This is a genomic window from Candidatus Omnitrophota bacterium, assembly GCA_016929445.1.
Lineage (GTDB): Bacteria > Omnitrophota > Gorgyraeia > JAFGIU01 > JAFGIU01 > JAFGIU01.
Map to the genome: position 1 here is coordinate 1 of JAFGIU010000105.1, position 4,924 is coordinate 4,924.

At 57.0% G+C, this 4,924-nt stretch carries 6 protein-coding genes; all 6 read right to left on the minus strand.

Annotated elements, in window-relative coordinates; genetic code table 11:
• Positions 1-330: 330 nt before the first annotated feature.
• Positions 331-879 carry a 30S ribosomal protein S9 gene (rpsI, locus tag JW937_08385; GenBank protein MBN1587421.1) on the minus strand — a complete coding sequence of 183 codons (549 nt, stop codon included), beginning with the start codon at positions 877-879 and terminating at the stop codon, positions 331-333.
• A 38-nt stretch (positions 880-917) separates the two neighbouring features.
• Positions 918-1,355: a 50S ribosomal protein L13 gene (rplM, locus tag JW937_08390; GenBank protein MBN1587422.1), complete on the minus strand. Its 438-nt coding sequence runs from the start codon at positions 1,353-1,355 to the stop codon at positions 918-920.
• Positions 1,356-1,434: 79 nt separating this feature from the next.
• Positions 1,435-2,244 carry a tRNA pseudouridine(38-40) synthase TruA gene (truA, locus tag JW937_08395; GenBank protein ID MBN1587423.1) on the minus strand — a complete coding sequence of 270 codons (810 nt, stop codon included), beginning with the start codon at positions 2,242-2,244 and terminating at the stop codon, positions 1,435-1,437.
• On the minus strand, positions 2,219-3,301 hold the full coding sequence (locus tag JW937_08400) for an aspartate-semialdehyde dehydrogenase (protein ID MBN1587424.1): 1,083 nt from the start codon (positions 3,299-3,301) through the stop codon (positions 2,219-2,221). The genes truA and JW937_08400 overlap by 26 nt, the downstream gene beginning before the upstream one ends.
• Before the next feature lie 7 nt (positions 3,302-3,308).
• A complete protein-coding gene (locus JW937_08405) occupies positions 3,309-4,400 on the minus strand; it encodes a 3-isopropylmalate dehydrogenase (protein ID MBN1587425.1) in 1,092 nt (363 codons plus the stop codon).
• 60 nt (positions 4,401-4,460) lie between these two features.
• Positions 4,461-4,924: thiazole synthase (locus JW937_08410; GenBank protein ID MBN1587426.1), on the minus strand; the 464-nt coding region annotated here is incomplete at its 5' end.

Below are 4,924 nucleotides of genomic sequence, written 5' to 3' on the forward strand. Positions count from 1 at the left end.
CTCATTCACCACCTCCAGATGGTTATTGTCCCATCTTTGAGGTGTCCGTTAAACTGGGGTCAGCTCAGTTCTTTTTCAATTCAGAGAATCGATCGCAAGAACTGTCCCTGAAAGTATTTTTCAATTCAGAGAATCGATCGCAAGAACTGTCCCTGAAAGTAGAGAATCGATCGCAAGAACTGTCCCTGAAAGTCTGAGTACGGGCACACAATATCGAGAAAGCATTGCTGATCAGTATTGTGTCCCCAAAAAACAAGGCCTACCCAAATCCTTCCAGGAGGATCAGCGGGTAGGCCATGTTTAATCTCTTTATCCAACAGTTTGACCAGGTTACCGCTTAGTCCACTGGAAGCGCCTCCGTGCCCCCTTCTGCCCGAACTTTTTGCGCTCTTTGCTGCGGGGGTCGCGAGTCAAAAGCCCCGCTTTGCGCAGAGTGCTGCGAAGGGTCGGTTCCACTCTTACCAGTGCACGCGCAATCCCGTGCCTAAGCGCACCTGCCTGTCCGGAGGTTCCACCTCCGTCAAGAATCGCCTTTACATCAAACCGGCCGGATGTGTTTGTCACCTTAAAAGGCTGACCCACAATCATCCTCAAAGTCTCTCTCTCAAAATACTCGTCAATCGACCGGCTGTTCACCGTGAGCTTGCCGGTCCCGGGCTTCATATAAACCCTGGCCACAGAGGTGCGTCTGCGTCCGGTTGCCCGAACACTTCCCTCAGAGGGCGTAATGCGCTTGGCCGCCTTCTTCGGCTTCGGAGCTGCGACTGCTTCTTCCTCCGCAGACTCGGCCGGCTCAGGACCCGCTTCTGCCACCACTTCAGAGGGCTCAGGAATTGGGGCCTCTTCCGGAGTGGGGGTCTGCTGCTCTGCCTTGTCCATTGACTCTTCTACATTAGGGTCCTTGGTCCCGTCTTCGTTCATTGAGATACCTTCCGAGGTTGCTGTGCTATGTGAGGATGCTCAGGCCCAGCATAAACTTTTAACTTTCGAACCAGTTGCCGGCCCAATCGGTTCTTCGGCAACATGCGAGAAACCGCGAGACGAATGATCTCCGTAGGCTTCTGCTCCAACATCTTCTTAAAGGGAACCTGCTTCAGTCCACCGGGAAATCCGGAGTAACGCGAGTATAGCTTGTCCTCGGTTTTATTGCCGGTCACGCGCACCCGTTCCGCGTTAATGACCACCACGTGATCCCCTAAATCCATATGGGGCGTAAAGTCCGGCCGGTGCTTTCCACGCAGCAGGACTGCCGCTCGAGTGGCCAGCCGGCCCAGGATTGCATCCTTGGCATCGAGCACGTACCACTCTCCCCCTTTTTCCTTAACATCTTTAGCTGTAGGCATATACGTCTTCATGTGATACTCCAAGCCTTTCGGGCCGTAGACAGAATGAGGCAAAGTTAAGCCTCTATGTTACTTACACAGGTTCCCCCTGTCAATCCCCTGTTTTTGACTCCCCCGGGTACCTCACCCAGGCCAGGGTCAATCCCTTGGCCGGGGCCGTGGGACCCACCGCGCACCGTTCGCCGGATTGGAGCAGCCGGGCCATATCCTCGGCCGGCCGCTTTCCCAGCCCGATCTGCAACAAGGTCCCCACCAGAGACCTTACCATCCGGTACAGGAACCCGTTGGCCTCAAACTCCAGCACAATCCACTCGCCTTCCCTGCGAAGCTCGGCCCGGCTCATCTGCCGCACCGTGCACGCAGCCTTTCGTCCGCTCCCCTGAAAGGCAAAGAAATCGTGCTCCCCAATCAAGTAACTGAGGCCCCTCTCCATGGCGGAAAGATCCAAGGGCCTGGACACGTGCAAAACCTTGGCGCGATCCAGAGCCGAACGCTGCGGCCGGTTCAGGATGCGGTACCGGTAGCATTTCTTCAGCGCATCGTGTTGCGGATGGAAGTCCGCATGCACTTCTCTAAGCCGGTGCACCGCAATGCTTCCAGGCAATAGGGAATTTAAAGAACTTTGCAGCTTTTTCGTGGAGATATCAGACAAGGTGCTGAATGCAGCGACCTGGCCTTCGGCGTGAACTCCACTGTCGGTGCGGCCGCTGCCGATCACTCTCACTTCTTCCTGGAGGATCTGCGAAAGCTTTTCTTCCAGAACTTCCTGTATCGTAGCCTGGCCTTTGCGAGGCCCGCCCTTGGGTTCGTTTTGGACTTGCCAACCGCACCACTCCGTACCGTCGTATTCCAAGTCCAAGCGGATACGGCGTGGCCTAAGCTCCGGGTCGGGCCTGCACACCCAGCACCTTCTCAGCGATCTGAACGGCGTTAAGAGCAGCCCCCTTGCGAAGGTTATCGCTCACCACCCACAGATTCAGTCCGTTTGGAACAGTGGGGTCTTTGCGAATCCGCCCCACATAAACCGGGTCTTTGCCCGCAGCATCCAGCGGCATCGGATACTTCCGCTCCGCCACGTCGTCCACCACCTCCACGCCGGGCGATTTGGAAAGAATCTGAACCGCATCCGCGGCAGCCAATTCCCGTTCGAATTCAATGTTCACGGACTCGGAGTGAGACAGAAAAACCGGGACACGAACACAAGTGGCAGTCAGCTTCATCTCGGGCTCTCCCAAAATCTTCTGCGTCTCCCGGACCATCTTCCACTCTTCCTTGGTGTAATCCAGATCCGAGAACACATCGATCTGCGGCACCAGATTGAATGCAATGCGGTATCCGACCGGACCGTTGCCCGTGGAAGGACCCAAGCGCACAAAGGCCCCGGGCCGCACCCCCTGGGTGGGCGTCGGTATCGGAAGCCGGCGCTGGCACTCCATGCGCAGCTGATTCATGGCCCCGGCCCCGGCTCCGGAAACGGATTGGTAGGTCGAGACGACGATGCGCCGGATCCGGGCCGCGTCGTGCAAAGGCTTGAGCACCACAACCAATTGGATCGTAGAACAATTCGGGTTTGCGATAATATTTTTGTGACTTTCCAGCGCTTCGGGATTGACCTCGGGCACCACAAGCGGGATCTCCGGGTCCATTCGAAAGGCACTGGAATTATCCACCACAATCACGCCATTCTTGGCCGCAACCGGAGCAAATTCCTTGCTGCGCGCAGCGCCCGCGCTAAAGAGCGCCACATCCATATCGCGCATGACCGCGGTGGTGAGCTCTTCGACTTCGTAATCCTTGTGGTCATGCCGGATTACCTTGCCCGCAGACCGCTTGGAGGCAAATAAACGCAATTCACTGATGGGAAAACCGCGTTGCTCCAGGATTTGAAGCATGGTGCGCCCCACGGCACCCGTGGCGCCGACCACACCGACCCGGTAACCTTTTGAACTTTCACTCATCTCACACCTATGCCGATTGGGCGGGCGCGGCACTGGAAACCAAACCCGCCACCTTGTCGCCCACTTCAGTTGTCGTCATTCCCATTTGACCCGCGGACAGGCTCTTCATGTGCTTGGAGGTCACTTCCATCACCGCAGTCTCAATCGCCTGAGCCGCTTGCCCCTCGCCCAGATGCTCCAGCATCATTTGACCCGCGCAAATCGCAGCCAAAGGATTGATTTTATTTTGGCCCGTATACTTGGGCGCGGAACCGCCGATCGGCTCATACATGGACACGCCTTCGGGGTTGAGATTTCCGCCCGCCGCAATCCCCATTCCTCCCTGGATCATGGCGCCCAAATCCGTGATGATGTCCCCGAACATATTCGAAGTCACGATCACGTCAAACCACTCGGGGTTCTTGATCATCCACATACAAGTGGCGTCCACGTGCGCGTAGTCCCGTTTGATATCCGTATAGTCCTGCTCACCAATCTCCTCAAAAGCGCGCCACCAAAGGTCGTGCGCATAGGTCAACACATTGGTCTTGCCGCAAAATGTGAGTTTGTTGTCCTTGTTGCGCTTGCGGGTGTAATTGAAGGCATAGCGCAAACAGCGCTCCACGCCCTTGCGCGTGTTAATGGATTCCTGCACCGCAATCTCATCCGGCGTGCCTTTTTTGAAAATCCCGCCGCTTCCCGCGTAGAGGTCCTCGGTATTCTCGCGCACCACCACAAAATCAATTTCCTCCGGGCCTTTGTCTTTGATCGGGGTCCACACGCCGGGATAGAGCTTGACCGGCCGCAGGTTGATGTACTGATCCAATTCAAAACGCAGCCGCAGTAAGAGCCCTCTCTCTAAAATGCCGGGTTTGACATCCGGGTGCCCGATGGCGCCTAGCAAGATCGCGTCCGCTTGGCGCAGTTCAGGGACCACGGACTCCGGAAGAATTTCGCCGGTGGAAAGGTAGCGTTCGCCTCCCACGTCAAAGTTCTGGGTCTGGAGTGAAAACCCGAAGGTGCCGGCCGCGGTCTGAATGACCTTGAGCGCTTCGGCCGTGACTTCGGGACCGGTCCCGTCTCCGGGAATCACTGCGATATTGTAGTTTCTCTTTGCCACTGCGTTGTCCTTTCTCTATCGGTCAGGAATCAAAACGTGAGGTTTGCCGGCTGTTTGGGATCAGGTGCCGGCCGGGCTGAGCATGCCCTCGGCCGGGCTCGAAGCACTCGCATAAGCTTTGGCAGGAATGCGTCCGGAGCGCGCAGCCAAATACCCCGCTTCCACGGCCAACTTCATGGCCTCGGCCATCCGCACCGGTTCTTGGGCGCAAGCCACTCCTGTATTCATCAAAACTCCATCCGCCCCTAACTCCATGGCCACGGCCGCATCCGAGGCAGTACCCACCCCCGCGTCCACAATCACCGGCACGGAAACGGCTTCCTTGAACAAACGCAGCATGGAGCGGTCCTGCACCCCCATGCCCGAGCCGATCGGAGCGGCCAGAGGCATCACGCAAGCCGCGCCTGCCTCGATAAGCTTGCGGGCAAAGACCAAATCGCAGGTGGTGTAAGGCAGGACAATAAAGCCCTCCTTCACCAAAATCTCCGTAGCTTTGAGGAGCTCGATATTGTCCGGCATCAGAG

Excerpts from the sequence above, each read along its gene's own strand:
- rpsI (MBN1587421.1), bottom strand. The coding sequence starts at position 879 with ATGGACAAGGCAGAGCAGCAGACCCCCACTCCGGAAGAGGCCCCAATT.
- rplM (MBN1587422.1), bottom strand. The coding sequence starts at position 1,355 with ATGAAGACGTATATGCCTACAGCTAAAGATGTTAAGGAAAAAGGGGGA.
- JW937_08400 (MBN1587424.1), bottom strand. The coding sequence starts at position 3,301 with ATGAGTGAAAGTTCAAAAGGTTACCGGGTCGGTGTGGTCGGCGCCACG.